The organism is Aeromonas sp. CA23 (genome assembly GCF_002587065.1).
Classification (GTDB): Bacteria; Pseudomonadota; Gammaproteobacteria; order Enterobacterales; family Aeromonadaceae; genus Aeromonas; species Aeromonas bestiarum.
The window spans coordinates 2,141,023-2,160,024 of the sequence record NZ_CP023818.1; the positions used below are offsets into that span (position 1 = coordinate 2,141,023).

Consider the following 19,002-nt stretch of genomic DNA (forward strand, 5'->3'; position numbering starts at 1 on the left):
GCACCTTGGCCACTGCACCTCAGCCATAAAAACGCCCGGCAGTTGCCGGGCGTTGTTTATTGTCAGGATCCTGGTTTGTCAGCGGGTTCAGATACCGGAGCCGCTCTGCTCGCCACTTTCCTGGACACTCTCCTCGTGCAGGCCGCACTCGCGCTTGAGGCCGAAGAAGCGGGTCTGCTCCTCGCTCATGCCCGGCTCCCACTTGGTGGTGGTGTGCACGTCGCCGACCGAGAGGTAACCCTGCTCCCACAGCGGGTGGTAAGGGAGGTCATGCTCCTTGAAGTAGTAGAAGACGTCCTTGTTGCTCCAGTCGATCACCGGCAGGAACTTGAAGCGGCCGCGCGCGATGGCCAGCACAGGCAGCGCGCCCCGGCTGCCTGACTGCTCCCGGCGCAGGCCGGAGAACCAGGTCTGGGCGCCCAGCTCGTTCAGGGCGCGATCCATGGGCTCCACCTTGTTGAGCTGGTTGTAGCGGCTGATCCCCTCCACTCCCTGCTCCCACAGCAGGCCGAAGCGCGCCTCTTGCCAGGCCGGTGACAGCTCGGCCCTGTATATCTTCAGATTCAGCGCGAGGCGCCCGGTCAGCTCATCGATAAAGCGGTAGGTCTCGGGGAACAGATAACCGGTATCGGTCAGCACCACGGGTACATCGCTGCGCTCGCGGCTCACCAGATGCAGCATCAGCGCCGCCTGGATGCCGAAGCTCGACGACAGTACGTGTTCCCCCGGCAGGTTCGCCAGCGCCCAGCGCACCCGCTCGGGGGCGCTTATGGCCTCGAGAGCCTGATTGATAGGGGCCAGCGCCTCGCTCTGCTCGTCCCGGCTCAGGGAGAGCAGGGCATTGAGGTCGAGCCTGCCATCGGCGGTCAGTGTCAGCCGCCCGCCATCAGTCAGTTCAGGCTGCATAGAAGTCCCTCGCGGAGTCGATGACGGGCGCCACCACCCCAACCCGGATCACGAAGTCGCCGAAGCACTCGTGACCGTCGCGCTCCCTGGCCCAGCGGCCGATAAGCGTATCCAGTTCCGCCAGGATCTGCGGTTCCGTGATGTTCTCCTGATAGAGGCGCGGGATGCGGGTCCCCTCCAGGTTGCCACCCAGATGCAGGTTGTAGCGGCCCGGCGCCTTGCCCACCAGGCCCACTTCCGCCAGCATGGCGCGGCCGCAGCCGTTGGGGCAGCCGGTGACCCGGAATATGATGGCGTCATCCGCCAGCGCGTGTTTGGCCAGCAAGCCCTCGATGTCGGTGACAAACGCCGGCAGCATGCGCTCGGCTTCGGCCATCGCCAGCGGGCAGGTGGGCAGGGCCACGCAGGCCATGGACTGCTTGCGCTGCTCGCTGACGCCGTCATCCAGCAGGCCGTACTGGCGTGCCAGCGCTTCGATGCGCGCCTTCTCGCTGGTGGGGACGCCGGCGATGATGAGGTTCTGGTTGGCGGTCAGGCGAAAATCTCCCTGATGCACGCGGGCTATCTCCAGCATGCCGGTCTTGAGCGGCTTGCCCGGGAAGTCCAGCAAACGGCCGTTCTCGATGAAGAGGGTGAGGTGGTGTTTGCCATCTATCCCCTCCACCCAGCCGAAGCGATCGCCACGGCTGGTGAACTCATAGGGACGCACAGGCCCGAATGGTATGCCGGCGCGGCTCTCCACCTCGGCCTTGAAGGCCTCCACCCCGACCCGTTCGAGCGTGTACTTGGTCTTGGCGTTCTTGCGGTTGACCCGGTTGCCCCAGTCACGCTGGGTGCTGACCACCGCGGCGGCCACCTCCAGCACGTGGGAGAGGGGAATAAAGCCAAAGTCGCTCGCCTTGCGCGGATAAGTGCTGGTATCGCCGTGGGTCATGGCCAGACCACCGCCCACCAGCACGTTGAAGCCCACCAGCTTGCCGTTTTCAGCGATGGCCACGAAGTTGAGATCGTTGGCATGCACGTCTATGTCGTTGTGGGGCGGGATCACCACTGTCGTCTTGAATTTGCGCGGCAGGTAGTTGGAGCCGAGGATCGGCTCCTCGTCACCCCCCAGCTTCTCGCCATCCAGCCAGATCTCCACGTAGGCGCGGGTCTTGGGCAGCAGGTGTTCGGAGATCTGCTTGGCCCACTCGTAGGCCTCCTGGTGCAGCGCTGACTCCACCGGGTTGCTGGTGCAGAGCACGTTGCGGTTCACGTCGCCGGCGGTGGCGATGGAATCTATGCCCGTGCTGTTGAGGGTCTGGTGCATCAGCTTGATGTCGCGCTTCAATACCCCGTGAAACTGGAAGGTCTGGCGGGTAGTAAGGCGAATGCTGCCGTACAGGCTGTGCTCCTCGGCGAACTTGTCGATCACCTGCCACTGGGCCGGGGTGATGATGCCGCCCGGCAGGCGGGCGCGCAGCATGACGTTGTGCAGCGGCTCCAGCTTCTGGGCGGTGCGCTCGGGGCGAATGTCGCGGTCATCCTGCTGATACATGCCGTGAAAACGGATCAGCTGGAAGTTGTCACCGTTGAAGCCGCCGGTGAGGGGATCCTGCAGATCCTGCGCTATGGTGCCGCGCAGGAAGTTGCTCTCGCGCTTGAGGCGTTCGTTGTCGGCCAACGGCCCTTCCACTGGTCCCGGAATTGTTTGCTTGCTCATCAATAGACATCCCTTTGATAACGTTTGGCACGACGCAATTCGCTCAAATACTCTTCTGCTTCTTCACGGCTCTTCTGGCCGTGTTCGGCAATCACATCCAGCAGGGCCTCCTGCACATCTTTCGCCATGTGATTGGCATCACCGCACACATAGAAGTGAGCACCTGCTTCCAGCCACTGGTAGAGCTCCAGGCCCGCTTCACGCAGCCTGTCCTGCACATAAATCTTGTTGGCCTGCTCCCGGCTGAAGGCCAGCGAGATCTTCGACAGCAGACCCGATTTCACATAGCGCTGCCACTCCAGCTGATAGAGGAAGTCCTGGGTGAAGTGGGGGTTGCCGAAGAAGAGCCAGTTCTTGCCCGAGGCATCCTGTGCCTCGCGCTCCTGCATGAAGGCGCGGAAGGGGGCTATGCCGGTGCCCGGTCCCACCATGATGACGGGGGTATCGGGATTGGCCGGCAGGCGGAAGTTGTCGTTGTGCTCCACGAACACCCGCACCTCGGCATCTTCGGCCAGCCTGTCCGCCAGATAGGAGGAGGCGGCGCCAGAGCGCACTGTGCCATCTTCCTGCGGGTAGCGCACCACCGCGACTGTCAGGTGCACCTCCTCTTCCACCTCGCTCTGGGCGGAGGCGATGGAGTAGAGGCGCGGGGTGAGCGGGCGCAGCAGGCAGATCAGCTGCTCTGCGCTCAAGGGGGTCGGGAAGCGTTTCAGCACATCCACCACCTGGGCAGAGGCGACCAGAGCGTTGACCTGGACCTTGTCACCGGCCAGATCCTTGAGCGCCGCGTTGTCGGAGAGCTCGGCCAGACCCGTAATGAAGCCGCCGTGCAACCGGGTCAGTTCCAGATTGCGGGTGAGCACCTCGCGCAGGCTGCCGTGGGCGGTCGCCTCGTCACCACTACGCCCGGCCAGGGCCAACACTTCGCCCACCAGATCGGCGTCATTGTCGAACCAGACGCCGAGGGCGTCCCCCGGCTGATAGGTGATGCCGGACGCCTCCAGGCTGATCTCGACATGGCGGATATCCTTGGTCGAATCGCGGCCTGTGATCTTCTGATTCAGCGACAGGCGGGCCGGGAAGGGGTTGGCCTTGTCGTACTGGCTGTGGCCGACCGCCTGTTGTACCGCACTCGTCACGCTGCTGCTGGCTGAACCTGTGGAGAGGGTGGTGGCAATGGCATTGACCGCCTGCTCGCCCCAGGCCTTTGCGGCCTCCTGATAGTCCACATCCAGGCTGGCAAGCTCATGCACGCGATCGGCGCCCGCCTTGGTCAGCAGGCCGTCAAAATCCTTTCCGGTCTGGCAGAAAAATTCGTAGGAGCTGTCACCCAGCCCCAGTACGGCGAACTTGAGCCCCTCCAGCTTGCCGACCTTGCCCTTCTTGAGCTGCTCAAACAGATCGACCGCGCTCTCCGGTGGTTCACCCTCCCCGTAAGTGCTCACTACCACCAGCAGGTGGGTCTCTTTCTTGAGCTGCTTGGGTTTGTAGTCCGCCATGGAGGTGAGGGTCACCGGCAGGCCGCGTGCCTCGGCCTGTGCCTTGATGGTACTGGCCACGCCCTTGGCGTTGCCTGTCTGGGATCCGTAGAGAATGGTCAGGCTGCCGCCGGGTGCCGCCAGCGCACCGCTGGCCGCAGCAGGCTGGCTGCCGGATTGGGAGAGACCGTAGAGATAGCCGCTCACCCAGACCAGTTGCTGGGTATTGAGGGTCGAGAGCGCCTGGTTCAGCTGACGTTGTTGTTCATCAGAGAGGGGGGCTAGGTTGGTCAGAGAATCCTTCAATTGCATCACACTCGTCTTCCATGGTCTGATTTTTGGTCAGGTTAAGGGGTGTGATGGATAACAACAAAGAATAAAAATGTCTTTTTTATTCTATTAGTGCATTAAAAACGTGCCTGGCGGGCTCCTGGGCCCGTTCGGGCAGAGCCCGATTTCATGGTATAACGGCGATGAATGAGCCCGGTCGTGGCACCACAGGAAATGCGAATGTCGATTATCAGACTGTTTCATGTCAATGCCTTCAGCCGGCACCCCTTTGGTGGCAACCCGGCCGTGGTGGTACTGGGGCCGGCCCAGTCCGATGCGCAGCTGCAGGCCATGGCGGCCGAGTTCAACCTGTCGGAGACCGCCTTCCTCAGTCCCCTGGGGGCTGGGCACTATCGGCTGCGCTGGTTTACCCCCAGGGTCGAGGTGGATCTCTGTGGCCACGGCACCCTGGCGGCCGCCCATGTGCTGTGGCAGACGGGGTCTGTGGCACCGCAGGAGGGCATCCGCTTCGAGACCCGCAGCGGCGAACTGCTGGCCAGGCGCGAGGGAGAGTGGATCCGGCTCGACTTCCCGCGTATCCCGCTCACGCCTCTGGCGCTGGATCCTGCCTATGGGGCGGCTGTCGGTTGCACACCCGTGCAGACTCTGGCCGCCGGCGCCAAGTTTCTGCTGGAGCTGGCAAGCGAGGAGGAAGTCCGCGCGCTCACCCCCGATTTTCACGCCCTGCGCGCCCTGCCCGGTCGCGGCCTGATGGTGACGGCCCCTTCCAGCTGCGGGGATGATGACTTCGTCTCCCGCTACTTCGCCCCCTGGGTCGGGGTGGAGGAGGATCCCGTCACCGGCTCCAACCACTGTGCCCTGGTGCCCTTCTGGGCCGAGCGGCTCGGCAAGACCCAGCTGAGGGCCCGCCAGATCTCCGCGCGGGGCGGGGAGCTGCAACTGCGGCTGGAGGGGGACAGGGTGCTGATGTCGGGCCAGGCGCTGACCCTGTGGCAGGGGGAGTGGCTGCTGCCGCCCACCCCGTGAGGTGCCGGCGTGCGTTACCCTCGGGGATCCTCCACCGGGCTGACTTCGCCATAAAAAACGCCCCGCAGTTGCGGGGCGTTTCATTGCCATCGAGGTGCAGGCCAGGCCTGCGCATCGGGCTTATTTCTGTTGCGGGCGCAGGGCCGGGAACAGGATGACGTCGCGGATGGTGTGGCTGTTGGTGAACAGCATGACCAGACGGTCGATACCAATGCCCTGACCGGCAGTCGGCGGCAGACCGTGTTCCAGCGCGGTCACGAAGTCGGCGTCGTAGAACATGGCTTCGTCGTCACCGGCTTCTTTCTGGTTGACCTGATCCTGGAAGCGCTTGGCCTGATCTTCTGCATCGTTCAGCTCGGAGAAGCCGTTGGCCAGCTCGCGGCCACCGATGAAGAATTCGAAGCGGTCGGTCACGTCCGGGTTCACGTCGTTGCGGCGCGCCAGCGGAGAGACGGCGGCCGGGTACTCGGTGATGAAGGTCGGTTGCAGCAGCATGTGCTCCACTGTCTCTTCGAAGATGGCGGTGATCACGTGACCCAGCTCCCAGCCCTTCATCAGCTCGATGTGCAGACGCTTGGCAACGGCCTTGGCGCTCTCCAGGGTGGAGAGATCTTCCAGGGTAACGCCATCGGCGTACTTCAGGATGGAGTCCACCATGGTGAGGCGCTGGAACGGCTGACCGAAGTCGATGGTCAGACCCTCTTCGCCCTCTTTGGCGTAACGGATCTTGGTGTCGCCCAGAATGTCCTGCGCCAGGGTGCGCAGCAGCTCTTCGGTCAGGTCCATCAGATCGATGTAGTCGGCATAGGCCATGTAGAACTCGATCATGGTGAACTCGGGGTTGTGACGCACCGAGATGCCTTCGTTACGGAAGTTGCGGTTGATCTCGTACACGCGCTCGAAACCACCGACCACCAGACGCTTCAGGTAGAGCTCGGGTGCGATACGCAGGTACATGTCGATGTCCAGCGCATTGTGGTGAGTGACGAACGGACGCGCGGAGGCGCCACCCGGGATGACCTGCATCATGGGGGTTTCCACTTCCATGAAGCGCTTGTCGTTGAAGAACTTGCGGATGCCGGCAACGACCTTGGTGCGGATCATGAAGGTCTTGCGGGACTCTTCGTTGGCGATCAGATCCAGGTAACGCTGGCGGCAGCGTGCTTCCTGGTCGGTCAGACCCTTGTGCTTCTCGGGCAGCGGACGCAGTGCCTTGGTCAGCAGACGTATGGTGGAGACGTGCACCGAGAGTTCGCCGGTGTTGGTGCGGAACAGTGTCCCTTCCACGCCGACTATGTCACCCAGATCCCACTTCTTGAACTGCTCGTTGTAGAAGCCTTCCGGCAGATCGTCACGGGTCACGTAGACCTGGATCTTGCCAGCCATGTCCTGCAGGGTGGCGAAGGACGCCTTGCCCATGATCCGGCGGGTCATGATGCGACCGGCAATCTTCACCTGTTTACCCAAGGCCACCAGTTCTTCGGCGCTCTTGTCGCCAAACTCGGCGTGCAGATCGCCGGAGAGGCTGTCACGACGGAAGTCGTTGGGGAAGGGGTTGCCCTGGGCACGCAAGGCGGCCAGCTTGGAACGACGCTCCGTCATCTCGTTGTTCAGTTCGAGAGTGTGGTCGACTTCCGGAGTTGTGGTTTGTTCAGACATGGTGATTCCTGCTGTTCTGTTTTTTACAGGCCTGACTTCAGGCTAGCTTCGATAAACTTGTCCAGGTCGCCGTCGAGCACCGCCTGGGTATTGCGGGTTTCGACGCCGGTACGTAGATCCTTGATGCGCGCATCATCCAGCACATAGGAACGGATCTGGCTGCCCCAGCCGATATCGGACTTGGTCTCTTCGAGGGCTTGTTTCTCAGCGTTTTGCTTCTGAATTTCCAGCTCGTAGAGCTTGGCTTTCAGCTGCTTCATACACTGATCTTTGTTTTTGTGCTGGGAACGATCGTTTTGGCACTGTACCACGACACCCGTCGGTATGTGGGTGATACGTACCGCGGATTCGGTCCGGTTGACGTGCTGACCACCGGCGCCGGAGGCACGGTAGACGTCGATACGCAGGTCTGCCGGGTTGATCTCGATGTCGATGTCGTCATCGATCTCGGGATAAACGAAGATGGAGCAGAACGAGGTGTGGCGGCGGCCACCGGAATCGAACGGAGATTTGCGAACCAGACGGTGGACGCCGGTCTCGGTGCGCAGCCAGCCGAAGGCGTATTCGCCGGTGAACTTGATGGTGGCGGACTTGATGCCGGCCACGTCGCCGTCAGAGAGCTCGATCAGCTCCGGCTTGTAACCGTGGGCATCGCCCCAGCGCAGGTACATGCGCAGCACCATGTTGGCCCAATCCTGTGCTTCGGTACCACCGGAGCCGGACTGGATGTCGATGTAGCAGTCGGAGGCGTCGTGCTGACCGGAGAACATGCGGCGGAATTCCAGATCCACCAGCTTGCTTTCCAGCACATCGGCTTCGGCCACGGCTTCGTTGAAGGTCTCTTCGTCTTCCCCTTCCACCGCCAGGCTGACCAGCATTTCGACGTCTTCGGCGCCCTGGGTCAGGGTGTCTATGGTGCCCACCACGTTTTCCAGCGTGACGCGCTCCTTGCCCAGCGCCTGTGCGCGCTCCGGCTCATTCCATACGTCCGGCTGTTCCAGCTCGGCGTTGACCTCTTCTAGACGCTCTTTCTTGGCGTCATAGTCAAAGGTACCCCCTAAGAAGCTCGGTCCTCTCAGACAGCTCCTTAAGCTTGTTTAATACAGGATTGACTTCAAACATCGTGAAAACTCTCGGGGTCGATGTGATTTAAAAACGGGATATTCTAGCCAATTGTGGAAGGAATAAACAGGGTCGCCTGTCCTTGTGCGCGTCCTGTAGTCAATTTCTGGTGCAGTTTTCCCCAACTCGGTGGAAAATATCGCCCGCAGACTCATTTTCAGGTTCAGTTTCGGCCTGGCGGGTCGCTAACAACGATGCAGTGCTGTGCACTTTTGGGAAATCCTGTTCCTGACCTCATAAGAAGAAATCATGATGAAAAACCTATCACTCAAGCAGAAGATACTGTTGTCAGTGGTGATCGCCTTGTCATTGGTGATCCTGCTGCTCTCCTGGCAGAGCTATACCAGCCAGAAGTCCCTGTTGCTGCAAGGCAGTCAGGAACAGGTACAACGCCTCGGCAGCCAGCAGGCCGCCAGTGTCAGTGACTGGCTCTCCGCCCGTCGCGACGTGATCCAGGCGCTCGGCAGCAAGGCCGGTGCCGACCCCCTCAACGCCCTGCAACAGGCGCAAGTCTCGGGTCGCTTCCAGCTCACCTACTTCGGTGAGGGCAGCGGCAAGATGAACGACTCTGACCCTTCCATCAACCGCGACGGCTATGACCCGCGCTCCCGTGGCTGGTATCAGGAAGCCATGAGCAAGGGCGGTCTGATCGTGACCAAGCCCTATCTGGACGTGGCCTACAACATCATGGTGGTGACCCTGGCTCAGCCGGCGCAGGGTGGCGTGGTCGGTGGTGATCTCTCCATCGCCTCCCTGGTGGAAGACGTCACCCGGATGAAGCTGCCTGCCGACGGCATCGCCATCATGATGCACAAGGATGGCACAGTCATCGCGTACAAGGACGCGGCCAAGGCGATGAAGCCGGCCACCGAGATCGACAACGATCTGACCAATGCCCTGATCGAACAGAGCAAGGCCAGCAACAGTCTGATCCCTGCCTACTTCGACAACGAAGGCCGTGACAAGCTGCTGTGGGCCGTGGATATCCCGGATACCGACTGGGAGCTGGTGCTGGTGCTGGACAAGGAAACTCTGGAAGCTCCGCTCTCCTCCCTGCTGATGACCCAGCTTGGCCTGGCCCTGCTGGTGCTGGTGGGCAGCATCATCGCCATCTCCTGGCTGGTGAGTCTGCTGCTCGGCCCGCTCAGCAAGGTCTCCCAGGCCCTGGCCCGCATCGCCGACGGTAACGGCGATTTGACCCAGCGCATCAAGATCGACGCCAACGACGAAGTGGGCCAGCTGGCCAACAGCTTCAACCGCTTCGTCGGCAGCCAGCACCAGCTGATCGGCAACATCCGCAAGCTGGCCAACGAGCTGAATGCCGATGCCGAGCGCAGTCTGGTGACCAACCAGGCCGCAGTGGACGAGCTGCAGCGTCAGCAGCAGGAAGTGACCATGGTCGCCACCGCCGTCACCGAGATGGCGAGCGCCACCATGGAGATCGCCGGCAACGCCGAGAACACCGCCGCCGCCGCCCAGCAATCCGCCCAGAGCAGTGAGCAGGGCAAGATGCTGGTGAACCAGACTCGCCAGTCCATCAACGGCCTGGCCGAAGAGGTGGGGCAGGCGACCGAGGTGATCGGCGAGCTGAGCCGTCACGCCCAGGCCATCTCCGGCATCCTCTCCACCATCCAGGGCATAGCCGAGCAGACCAACCTGCTGGCGCTGAACGCGGCCATCGAAGCGGCCCGCGCCGGTGAACAGGGTCGTGGTTTCGCCGTGGTGGCGGACGAGGTGCGGGTGCTGTCCCGCCGTACCCAGGACTCCACCCAGGAGATCCAGTCCACCATAGAGACGCTGCAACAGACCACGGCCCGTGCGGTGAGCCTGATGCAGACCAGCCAGGGGCTGGCCGACAACAGCGTGAAAGACGCCGATGCCGCCGCCGCCGCGCTGGAAGAGATCACCCGGGCCGTGTCGCTCATCTCCGACATGGCGGGTCAGATCGCCACCGCCGCCGAGGAGCAGACCCAGGTGACTGGCGAGATCACCCAGAACACCACCGCCATCAAGGATGTGAGTGACGAGATCACCGCCGCCGCCATGCGCGATCTGGATCAGGCCCAGAGCCTCAAGGGTCGTGCCACCGACCTGAACCAGCAGGTGTCGACCTTCATCCTGTAAGGGATGATGCCGATGGGACGCCTACGTCCCATCCTGAACAAAGCCCCGCACCCTGGTGCGGGGCTTTTTGTTATCTGCGGTCTGGCTGTCTCATGACAGGGAAAGCTGGCTGGCCATGCTTGCTGTTGCCGCCTGGGTGGTGTTGCCCACGGACGATGGCGCCGCACAGCCAGGATGCCAGCAAGCAAAGAGCCCACCATGAGGTGGGCTCTTGTTCATATCACGTCTGGCCGAGCGGTTTACAGGAAGGGGAGCGCCATAAACAGCTTGATCACCATGGCGTTGATGATGTCGATGAAGAAGGCCCCCACCATGGGCACCACCAGGAACGCCAGATGGGACGGGCCGAAGCGCTGGGTGATGGCCTGCATGTTGGCAATGGCCGTCGGGGTGGCCCCCAGGCCGAAGCCGCAGTGGCCCGCCGCCAGCACGGCCGCGTCATAGTTGCTGCCCATGACCCGGAAGGTGACGAAGATGGCGTAGAGCGCCATCGCCACCGTCTGGGCGGCCAGCAGGATGAAGATGGGCAGCGCCAGACTGGCGAGATCCCACAGCTTCAGGCTCATCAGCGCCATGGCCAGGAACAGCGACAGGCTGACGTTGCCGAGCAGGGAAACCTCGCGGTCGCTCACCTCATGCCAGTTGAACAGGGTCAGCAGGTTGCGCAGCAGCACACCGACAAACAGCACGCAGACGAAGATCGGCAGCTCCAGCGCGCCGCCCTTGAGGGAGGCGGAGAGCAGCTCGCCCCCTTTGAGGCTGATGGCGATCAGCGCCAGCGTCTCGATCAGGCTGAAGGTAGTGAGCGGGCGTTCCATGTCGGGCATCTCGAAGCCCTTGGGCGCCTCATCCTTGTTGTGCTCTTCACCGGGCACCTGCACCTTCTTGACCAGATAGCGGGCCACCGGGCCGCCGATCAGGCCGCCCAGCACCAGGCCGAAGGTGGCACAGGCGATGGCGAGTTCGGCGGCGGATTGCACCCCGTACTTCTCGGCGAAGGTGGCGCTCCAGGCCGCACCAGTGCCGTGGCCGCCGGAGAGGGTGATGGAGCCGGCCAGCAGCCCCATGTGGGGATCCAGACCGAGCAGGGTCGCCAGACCCACACCCAGGCTGTTTTGCACCAGCAGCAGGCCGGTCACCACCATCAGGAAGGTGATCACCGCCTTGCCGCCGCGCTTGAGGCTGGCGAGATCGGCGGAGAGACCGATGGAGGCGAAGAAGGCCAGCATCAGCGGGGTCTGCAAACTGGTGTCGAATTGCAACTCCAGCTGCAGGGTCGAGCGCAGCAGCAGCAGCACCAGGGCGACCACCAGGCCGCCGGCAACCGGTTTGGGGATGTTGAAGGTTCGCAGCAGCCCGACTCGGGTCACCAGCAAACGACCGAGCAGCAGCACCAGGGTGGCTGCGACCAGGGTGGCGTAGGAATCAAGTTGTAGCATTCAGTACTCCCATGTTGATTGGCTGTGTCTTTCGTTGATGAAGACTCACAGATTCAGCCGGGATAAAAACAGTGTGGCTCACGTGCCAACAAAGAAGGGGCGACATGCCCCCGTCCCACGCAAAAATGGGATCGATGTGGGCCTGAACGGATCAGGCATCCAGATGAGATTTATGAAAAATCCGGCGGATAGTAGCAAAAAGCACCGCTTATATCCAGATTTGTCAGATTAATGGTCAGGTTTGTACTTTATTGTGACATTTAACACTATTGGGTTAGTCGCCGTTTAATACGGCCTGCAGGCCATTTCCCGGCTGTCATTTGGGGCGCCAGTCTCTATAATTCGCCGGTTTCCAGCCCATCAGCGGCAACGAACGGAATGTGAAGACACAGGTTCGTTTCCCATGGGATTCATGGTTTGCGGGTATTCAGCCCATTAACATGGGTGTTGTGCCCATCAAAGAGGAGAGGGTGTGAAGAAGTCCATCTACATTGCCTACACAGGCGGCACCATAGGGATGCAGCGCTCCGACCACGGCTATGTGCCGATGGCGGGCTTCATGGAAGACTGTCTGGCGCGGATGCCCGAGTTTCATCGCCCCGAGATGCCGGATTACCATATTCACGAATACGATCCCCTCATCGACTCCTCCGACATGACGCCGGCGGACTGGCAGCGCATCGCCGAGGACATTCGAGACAACTACGAGAAATACGACGGCTTCGTGATCCTGCACGGCACAGATACCATGTCGTTCACCGCCTCGGCCCTCTCCTTCATGCTCGAAGATCTGCACAAACCGGTCATCATCACCGGCTCCCAGATCCCGCTGGCCGAGCTGCGCTCCGACGGTCAGCAGAACCTGCTCAACGCCCTCTACATCGCGGCCAACTACCCGATCCACGAGGTGACGCTGTTTTTCAACAACCAGCTCTATCGCGGCAACCGCAGCAAGAAGGTGCACGCCGATGGCTTCCACGCCTTCGATTCACCGAACTATCCGCCGCTGCTCAACGCCGGCATCGCCATCTCGCTGGAAGCGGGCGAGCTGGGTGCACCGTCCGAGCGGCCGCTGGTGCTGCACGACATCACCCCCCAGCCCATCGGCGTGGTGACCCTCTATCCGGGCATCTCCAGCGAGGTGATCGCCAATATTCTGCAGCAGCCGGTGAAGGCGCTGATCCTGCTGTCGTTCGGGGTGGGCAATGCGCCGCAGAACCCGGCCATGCTGGCGCTGCTCTCCGAGGCCTCGGCCCGCGGCGTCATCATAGTCAACCTGAGCCAGTGCCTGCACGGCAAGGTCAACATGGGGGGCTATGCCACCGGCAATGCCTTGTCCCGTGCCGGGGTCATCTCGGGCTTTGACATGACGGCCGAGGCGGCGCTGACCAAGCTGCACTTCCTGCTGAGCCAGGACTTGCCGGCGCCGCGCATCCGCGAGCTGATGCAGCAATCTCTGCGCGGCGAGCTGACGCCCTGAGCGTTGCGGCCCTCACCCTGGCCCTCTCCCTGGGGGAGAAGGGATAGATCGAGGTGCTGTTGGCAGCGAGGCTCGCCATGAAGATCGCCGGCTGGTGGCCCGCTTAAACTGTTCGCAGGTGCGATTCTGCTCCCTTCTCCCCTTGCGGGAGAAGGGCTGGGGATGAGGGGGATGAGTCATCCTGCATAGATAGGAAAAAAAAAAGGGGAGCCATGATGGCTCCACTTTTTGCTATGGCGTGCGAGCCTGGGCTCGCCGCAAGGCTCAGTGACTGATCTCGATGCGGACTATCTCTTCCTCATCCCGATACTGACGTTTCAGCTCGCTCTTGCTCTTCATCACTATCTCGCCGTCACGGCCTATGTTCATGTGCTCGGGATTGTCGATGTGCATCGCCTGCCAGGCCATCACCGCCTGCAGGGAAGTGGCCTTCTGCTCGTCGGTGAGGGGCTTGCCATCGGGCCACTTGCCGAGCTCGACCGCGGTCTTGAGCCGCTCATACACTTCTTTGGGCATCTGTCTGATGGCCTGTTGAAACTCACCCTGTTGAAACGACATCGGGCCTTCTCCTTGCACATTGAGCCATGACGAATCGGGATCAGGCGGGCAGATCCTGGCGAACCGCGCCAGCCATCTGCTCCATCACCCGTACTACCTGACAACTGTACCCGAACTCGTTGTCATACCATACGTAGAGCACGCAGTGATCCCCCTCGGCTATGGTGGCCTGGGAGTCCACTATGCCCGCGAAGCGGGAACCCACCATGTCGGAGGAGACCAGCTCTGTGCTGGCGCTGAAATCGATCTGGCGATGCAGGGCCGAGCTCAGCGCCATCTGCTGCAGATAGGCGTTGAGGCTATCCCGATCCGTGCTCTGCTCCAGCGACAGGTTGATGATGGCCAGCGACACGTTGGGGGTCGGCACCCGGATGGCGTTGCCGGTCAGCTTGCCCTTGAGCGCCGGCAGCGCCTTGGCCACCGCCTTGGCGGCGCCCGTGCTGGTCATCACCATGTTGAGGGCCGCGCTGCGACCGCGCCGCTCGCCCTTGTGATAGTTGTCGATCAGGTTCTGATCGTTGGTGTAGGAGTGCACCGTCTCCACGTGGCCGTGGCGGATGCCGTACTTGTCCTGCATCACCTTGAGCACAGGGGTGATGGCGTTGGTGGTGCAGGAGGCGGCCGAGATGATCTTGTCATCCGGACCTATCACCTCGTGGTTGACCCCGAACACCACGTTCTTCATCTCCCCCTTGCCGGGGGCGGTCAGCAGCACACGGGCGGCGCCGCGCGCCTTGAGGTGCTCGGACAGCCCCGCTTCGTCGCGCCAGACACCCGTGTTGTCGACGATCAGCGCATTCTGGATGCCATGAGCTGTGTAGTCGATGTCGGCCGGGCTGTTTGCATAGATCACCTGGATGAAGGTGCCGTTGGCTATGATGGCGCTGCGCTCGGCATCCACCTCGATAGAGCCGTTGAAGGGGCCGTGCACCGAGTCGCGGCGCAGCAGGCTGGCACGTTTCTCCAGATCCCCCTCGCGGCCACCGCGCACGACTATGGCGCGCAGACGCAGGGAGTTGGCGGCGCCGGTGCGCTCGATCAGCAGCCGCGCCAGCAGGCGGCCTATGCGGCCAAAGCCGTAGAGCACAACATCAGTGGGGGCTGGTACGCCGCGACCCAGTGCCGGTGCCAGCTTGGCGCGCAGGTAGTCGTCGATGCCGGCTTCATCCTGGTGATCCTGCCAGTAACCCACGGCCAGCTTGCCCAGATCGATCTCGGCGGCGGTCGGGTTGAGGGCCAGGATGGCCTGCAGCAGGGGGAAGCTCTGTTGGATCGGCAGCGGGGCGCCCTGATGGCGGCGGACGACCCTGTGGGCCTTGAGGATGTCGATGGTGGAGGCGTTTTGCAGGGGACGTCCGTAGACGGTGATCTCGATCCCTTGCTGTCGGTAGAGGCGACCTATCAAGGGTTGCATGGCTTCGGCGAGCTCCTGGCTCTCCTGCCACGCTTGCAAGTAGTGCTCGTGGGTCATTAACCAGATCCTTTATTTCACGTTGTTGGGGCAAATAGAAATTCGTCGAATGCAGATCAGTGTAGGGATGTATATTTCGTTATATTATTCTGCAGTCGCGGCCTTATACGGCGCGCGCATTGTAATGGATATGTAATCTGTTTGCTAGCCAAGGGTGGCCGTGACAGGCTGCAATTGTTACCAACAAGATGTGAACCATGACCCATTTTCCAGCGCGCTCCCTGCTGTTCGCTCTCTGTTGCGGCCTGACCCTCACGGCCTGCAACGACGACCGGATCCACAACATCTGCGGCAATCATCCGACCCTCTGTCAGGATCTGGTGGACGACGGCTGGTGTCGCTATGAGCGAACCGACGTCATCCGGGCTCGCTACCATCTGCAGGAAGAGGGGACGGACAGGCGCAAATATGATGTGATGCGCAGCCTGGAGCGTTACCTCAAGTGCGCCGAGCGCTCCACCAACATCGAATACAAGACGGCCCGGGAGCAGAAGAGCCCTCGGGTGGAGGGGATGCTGGCCGCCGGCGATCAGCTGGCCCGGCTCGATGCCGCTACCCGCAACTCGCAGGATCCCTACCTGTTGCTCTGGCACTGGACCAACAACACCAACGAGCTGGCACGCCAGCAGTTCATGGCGCTGGAGGGGCAGTCCGTGCTGGAGGAGCCCGAGTTGCAGCTGGCATTGGGGGGCATCCATGCCAAGAGCGAACCGCAGAAGGCCATCGCGCTCATGCACCATGCGCTCTCCCTCTACCGGGAAGGGGATGCGGTCAACAGCCGGATCCTCACCTCTCTCAGCACCCTCTACATGGGCCAGAAGCAGTACGGTCTGGCCTATCTGTGGGGCAAGGTGAGCGAGTCGTTCCAGAATACGCCCGAGGTCTCGGCCAAGCGCTTCGGCCTCTATCACTCCCTGAGCAAAGCCGATCAGGAGGCCTGGGATAGCCAGGCCGCCACCCTGGTCGAGCAGCTAAAAAGCGGGACTTACCGTCCCTGAACCTGATGAATCACATTGAACAACTGGCCAGTGACTGGCCTCACCCCTTCGACATCCAGTTCATGCACGGCCAGGTGACCCCGGGTGGCCGCCAGCTGGAGCGCATCACCGTCAGGGCCATAGTCCTGCGCGGTGACCGGCTGCTGCTGGTTCACTCCCGGGTCAACGGCGATCTCATGTTTCCCGGTGGCGGCATAGAGGAGGGGGAGTGCCACAGCGCCGCCCTGGCACGCGAGCTGCGCGAAGAGTGTGGCGCCGAGCTGGTGGCAGTCGGCGCCCTGCTCGGCCAGACCCGTGAGTATCGCGCGGCCCGCGAGGCCGATTATGACGCCTACTGCATCCGCTCCTTCTACTACCTCTGCCAGGTGGGGGAGGACTGGAGTGAGCCGCGGCCCCAGCCCTACGAGGTGCGACTCGGTTTCACTCCCGGCTGGTTCGAGCTGGAAGATGCCCTGCAGACCAACAAGACCCAGCTGGCGGGCCCCTGTCCCCAGTGGACGGCGCGCGAAACCCGGGTGCTGGCCGAGCTGCACCACTGGCACGAATCCGGCCTGCTGGCGTGACTCGGGCCCCTTGAGGCAGATGTAAAAAAACCGCCCGAGGGCGGTTTTTTGTTGCGAATATCCGGTTACGGCACACAGACCGGGCAGAAGGCGTAGGTGCCCTGCGGGTCGTTGAAGCGGGTCAGCGGATCCAGGCTGCGGTTCACCTCTGCCAGCGCCTTGCCAAAACCTGCCGGCAACCAGCTTTGCAGGTGCGGGGCCAGCGCCTGGGCGCTGCTGTCGAACAGCTGACGCAGGAACCTGTCTCTGGTGGACTCCTCCTTTTCTATGGGGGTGACCTGCCACTCCTTGAGGTTGGCGAGCTCGGCGGCGGCCTTGATGGCGGCCTCCTGGTTGCCAAACTCATCCACCAGTCCCAGCGCCTTGGCATCCTGGCCGGTCCAGACCCGGCCCTCGGCCGCTTTTTCCGCCTCTTCCGGGCTCAGGCCGCGGCCCTTGCTCACCAGACCGACGAAGCGCTGATAGGTGTCTTCCACGCTCAGTTGAATGGCTTGGCCGACGTGATCCGGCAGGGCACGGGTCAGGCCGACGCCGACGTAATCCGTGGTGCCGACGCCGTCGGTGTGCACCCCGTACTGGGAGAGCGCCTTGTCGATGGTGGCGAACATGCCAAACACCCCGATGGAGCCGGTGAGCGTGGTGGGGGAGGCGAAGATCTTGTCCGCATCGGCGGAGATCCAGTAACCACCGGAGGCGGCATAGCTGCCCATGGAGATCACCACAGGCTTGCCAGCCTGCTTGAGGGCCAGCAGCTCGGCGCGGATCTGCTCGGCGGCGAAGGCGCTGCCGCCCGGGCTGTCGACTCGCAGCACCACGGCTTTCACCTTGTCGTCACGGCGGGCATCGGCCAGCAGATCGGAGAGGCTGTCGCCGCCTATGGTGCCAGCCGGCTGCACGCCATCCATGATGGCGCCGCTGGCGACGATGAGGCCCACCTCATCCTTGCCGCTCTGGGGGTACTGCTCGGGGATCGCCGCCAGATAGGTTTTCAGACCGACCCCTTTCCAGCCGTGATCCTCGTCTTCCCCCACTTCCTTGATGACCGCCTGGGTCATCTCGTCGCGGGTGGCCAGCTGATCCACCAGACCGTTGTCGAGGGCGTAGTTGGCGGCGTTGCCACCGGCCTTGCGCAGCAGCTCGAGGAAGCGATCCTTGCCGGGCGCGACGGCCTCGGGTTCTATCTCCCGCTGCTCGGCCACGTCCGCCACATAGGATTGCCACAGCTGATCCAGCCAGCGCTGGTTCGCCTCCTTGCTCTCGGGGGACATATCGTCGCGGGTATAGGGCTCGACGAAGGACTTGTAGGTGCCGACCTTGAAAACGTGGGGGGTGATGTTGAGCTGCTCCAGCGCCGACTTGAAGTAGGTCTGGTAGACGCCCAGCCCCTCGATCAGCACGGCGCCGCTCTGGTTGAGCAGCACGTGATCGGCGTGGGCTGCCAGCAGGTACTGGCCCTGATTGTAGTAGTCGGCCATGGCGATGACCGGCTTGCCGCTCTCCTTGAACTCGTCGATGGCCGTCGCCACCTCCTGCAGTTTGGAGAAGCTGGTACCCTGCAGCCCCTGCGGCTTGATCACCAGCGCTTTGATGCGATCGTCATCCTTGGCGCTGCGAATGGCCCACAGCAGATCGGAGAGGACTATCTCGCTGGGCAGCTCTTCGCTGTTGTCCACCTGGCGCAGCAGTTGCACCGTAGGATCGGTTTGCGAGCGCTGTTCCACCAGCACGCCGGAGAGATTGAGGGTGAGGGCCCCTTCGATGGGGGCGCTGGGCGCCTCTTTCTGGCTGACGCTGAAAATGATGACCAGCACGACGATGAGAAACAGCAGATTGACCAGCATCAGCCGGGTAAAGTTGAGCAGACGCCAGAGGCTGCGAAACAGCCACCCCAGACCTTTGAAAATAGACATAGCCGCGTTATCGCCCTGTTAATGGGTAGAGAAGGGCCATTATTAACCAGTTGACCCGCCAATTGCCATTTCCGCTTGGGTGCGATCGATGGCGCGATTCTCCTTGCTTGCTTCGGAACACGTCTGTTCGCCGAAAAAATGTCCAAACATTTGTTTGAAAAAGCATTTTCGATTCTTTACTCTAGCTTCAATTTGATAACAAAAAGTTAACCGGAGGCCTTGTGAGCCGCTACCCTACGCTTCTGACTCCCCTCGATGCTGGCGTCACCCAGCTC

Annotated in this window: 14 protein-coding genes; 5 read left to right on the forward strand and 9 right to left on the reverse strand. The window is 62.1% G+C overall.

Annotated elements, in window-relative coordinates; genetic code table 11:
- Nucleotides 1–87: 87 nt before the first annotated feature.
- Genes CK910_RS10185 through CK910_RS10195 form a run of 3 tightly spaced genes read right to left on the reverse strand, consistent with a single transcriptional unit; the run spans nt 88 to nt 4,398 of the window.
- Nucleotides 88–906 carry a phosphoadenylyl-sulfate reductase gene (locus CK910_RS10185; RefSeq protein WP_098982705.1) on the reverse strand — a complete coding sequence of 273 codons (819 nt, stop codon included), beginning with the start codon at nt 904–906 and terminating at the stop codon, nt 88–90.
- Nucleotides 896–2,608: an assimilatory sulfite reductase (NADPH) hemoprotein subunit gene (cysI, locus tag CK910_RS10190; RefSeq protein ID WP_098982708.1), complete on the reverse strand. Its 1,713-nt coding sequence runs from the start codon at nt 2,606–2,608 to the stop codon at nt 896–898. The genes CK910_RS10185 and cysI overlap by 11 nt, the downstream gene beginning before the upstream one ends.
- Nucleotides 2,608–4,398, reverse strand: coding sequence for an assimilatory sulfite reductase (NADPH) flavoprotein subunit (locus CK910_RS10195; protein ID WP_172955288.1), 1,791 nt, complete (start codon nt 4,396–4,398; stop codon nt 2,608–2,610). Before CK910_RS10195 ends, cysI begins: the two co-directional genes overlap by 1 nt.
- A 198-nt stretch (nt 4,399–4,596) precedes the next feature.
- Between CK910_RS10195 and CK910_RS10200 the strand changes: the two genes are divergently transcribed.
- Nucleotides 4,597–5,403 carry a PhzF family phenazine biosynthesis protein gene (locus CK910_RS10200; protein ID WP_098982712.1) on the forward strand — a complete coding sequence of 269 codons (807 nt, stop codon included), beginning with the start codon at nt 4,597–4,599 and terminating at the stop codon, nt 5,401–5,403.
- A gap of 120 nt (nt 5,404–5,523) precedes the next feature.
- Here CK910_RS10200 and lysS read toward each other — a convergent pair whose 3' ends face one another.
- Both lysS and prfB read right to left on the reverse strand, forming a co-directional pair.
- Complete coding sequence (lysS, locus tag CK910_RS10205) at nt 5,524–7,062, reverse strand: lysine--tRNA ligase (protein ID WP_042866684.1); 1,539 nt, start codon at nt 7,060–7,062, stop codon at nt 5,524–5,526.
- 23 nt (nt 7,063–7,085) lie between these two features.
- Nucleotides 7,086–8,184 (reverse strand): peptide chain release factor 2 gene (gene prfB / locus CK910_RS10210; protein WP_098982715.1). Its coding sequence is split into 2 segments (ribosomal slippage): nt 7,086–8,108 and nt 8,110–8,184, totalling 1,098 coding nucleotides; the frame shifts between segments, so codons are not numbered across the junction.
- A 252-nt stretch (nt 8,185–8,436) separates the two neighbouring features.
- On the opposite strand from prfB, the gene CK910_RS10215 reads away from it, so the two are divergent.
- Nucleotides 8,437–10,308 carry a methyl-accepting chemotaxis protein gene (locus CK910_RS10215; protein WP_098982718.1) on the forward strand — a complete coding sequence of 624 codons (1,872 nt, stop codon included), beginning with the start codon at nt 8,437–8,439 and terminating at the stop codon, nt 10,306–10,308.
- A gap of 239 nt (nt 10,309–10,547) precedes the next feature.
- Here the strand turns inward: CK910_RS10215 and gltS are convergent, their stop codons facing one another.
- On the reverse strand, nt 10,548–11,747 hold the full coding sequence (gene gltS / locus CK910_RS10220) for a sodium/glutamate symporter (protein ID WP_042866683.1): 1,200 nt from the start codon (nt 11,745–11,747) through the stop codon (nt 10,548–10,550).
- A 472-nt stretch (nt 11,748–12,219) separates the two neighbouring features.
- Between gltS and ansA the strand changes: the two genes are divergently transcribed.
- Nucleotides 12,220–13,227 carry an asparaginase gene (ansA, locus tag CK910_RS10225; RefSeq protein WP_042866682.1) on the forward strand — a complete coding sequence of 336 codons (1,008 nt, stop codon included), beginning with the start codon at nt 12,220–12,222 and terminating at the stop codon, nt 13,225–13,227.
- Nucleotides 13,228–13,491: 264 nt separating this feature from the next.
- On the opposite strand, the gene CK910_RS10230 is transcribed toward ansA, so the two are convergent.
- Together CK910_RS10230 and CK910_RS10235 are read right to left on the reverse strand one after the other, a co-directional pair.
- The gene (locus tag CK910_RS10230) at nt 13,492–13,785 is read right to left on the reverse strand and encodes a YeaC family protein (protein WP_043140085.1); all 294 of its coding nucleotides are present in this window, start codon (nt 13,783–13,785) and stop codon (nt 13,492–13,494) included.
- Nucleotides 13,786–13,825: 40 nt separating this feature from the next.
- On the reverse strand, nt 13,826–15,256 hold the full coding sequence (locus tag CK910_RS10235) for a glyceraldehyde-3-phosphate dehydrogenase (protein ID WP_098982721.1): 1,431 nt from the start codon (nt 15,254–15,256) through the stop codon (nt 13,826–13,828).
- A gap of 197 nt (nt 15,257–15,453) precedes the next feature.
- Here CK910_RS10235 and CK910_RS10240 point away from each other — a divergent pair, with 197 nt between their 5' ends.
- Entirely contained in the window at nt 15,454–16,254 is an 801-nt protein-coding gene (locus CK910_RS10240; protein WP_098982723.1) for a DUF2989 domain-containing protein, read from the forward strand.
- 5 nt (nt 16,255–16,259) lie between these two features.
- Entirely contained in the window at nt 16,260–16,817 is a 558-nt protein-coding gene (locus CK910_RS10245; RefSeq protein WP_043555005.1) for an NUDIX domain-containing protein, read from the forward strand.
- Between the two features lie 65 nt (nt 16,818–16,882).
- On the opposite strand, the gene sppA is transcribed toward CK910_RS10245, so the two are convergent.
- Nucleotides 16,883–18,727, reverse strand: coding sequence for a signal peptide peptidase SppA (gene sppA / locus CK910_RS10250; protein WP_098982726.1), 1,845 nt, complete (start codon nt 18,725–18,727; stop codon nt 16,883–16,885).
- Between the last annotated feature and the right edge of the window lie 275 nt (nt 18,728–19,002).